1 protein-coding gene and 1 pseudogene are annotated in these 1,021 nt (G+C 67.4%); both read left to right on the forward strand.

Going from position 1 to position 1,021, the window contains the following annotated elements; genetic code table 11:
- On the forward strand, positions 1-658 hold a 658-nt coding region (locus L995_RS34550; protein WP_052195881.1), incomplete at its 5' end, for a hypothetical protein.
- A 12-nt stretch (positions 659-670) separates the two neighbouring features.
- Positions 671-1,021, forward strand: a pseudogene (locus tag L995_RS28305) (hypothetical protein); the annotation flags it as partial.

Here is a 1,021-nt window from a genome sequence, read left to right on the forward strand (position 1 = left end):
GATCATCGGCACGGCCCAGCCCCTGCTCAACAAGACGATCACCGGCGGCGTGCTGGACGCGGACGATCTGGACTTCGGCGCCCTGGCACCGGGCTCGACCATCGGCTCGGTCGTGATCTTCAAGGACACGGGCAACACTTCCACGTCGCCGGTGCTGTTCTTCCTGGACACTGTGACAGGCCTGCCCATGTCCACCAACGGCGGCGCCGTGACCATCCCCTGGGACAACGGCGTCAAGAAGATCGCGCGCATCAACCTGCCGATCTACCCGAAGGGCGCGGAGAAGATGTGGTCCGGCTCCATTAACTTCTCGGCCGACAACATCCGCGTGGCCCTGCTGCCCAGCGCCTATGTCTATGACGCGGCGCATGAGTTCCTCCCGGACGTGGGCACGCTCATCGGTTCGGCACTGCCCCTGGATGGCCGCAGCGTTGCCGGCGGCGTGCTGGATGCCGACGATGCCAACTTCGGCGCTCTGGCCGCCGGCTCCACCATCGGCAGCGTGCTGCTGTACAAGGACACCGGCACGCCGGCCACGTCGCCCTTGATCGCACGCATCACCGACGTGCTGGGCCTGCCGCTGGCCACCAATGGCGGCGGCCTGGTGGTGCAGTGGTCCAACGGCGCCGCGCGCATCTTCTCGCTGGTGCCGGCGTAAGGAGGCAGGGCCATGGACCTGTTTTCCAACAACGCCGAGACCGTGCTGGCCTCGGCCCTGACCAACGACAGCGGTGATCCGGGGTACGGCACGATCGTGACCACGGGCGCGGGCCTGGACGGCTTTGCCAACCCCAGCGGGACGCGCTCCCTGCGCGCGACCATCACGGACGCCACGATGCCCGGACAGTGGGAGGTCGTCACGATCCGCCAGATCGATGGCGTGAACCTGATCGTGGATCGCGGGGTAGAACTGCCATGGGATGCCGGCGGCCCCATGGACTGGCCCGCGGGCGCAAAGGTCAGCGTGCGGCTCACGGCGGGCATGCTGGAGTCCTTCATGCAGATGCAAGAGTCGGGCTTC

Origin of the sequence: Delftia sp. ZNC0008 (assembly GCF_000799035.1) — a bacterium.
Lineage (GTDB): Bacteria > Pseudomonadota > Gammaproteobacteria > Burkholderiales > Burkholderiaceae_C > Comamonas > Comamonas tsuruhatensis.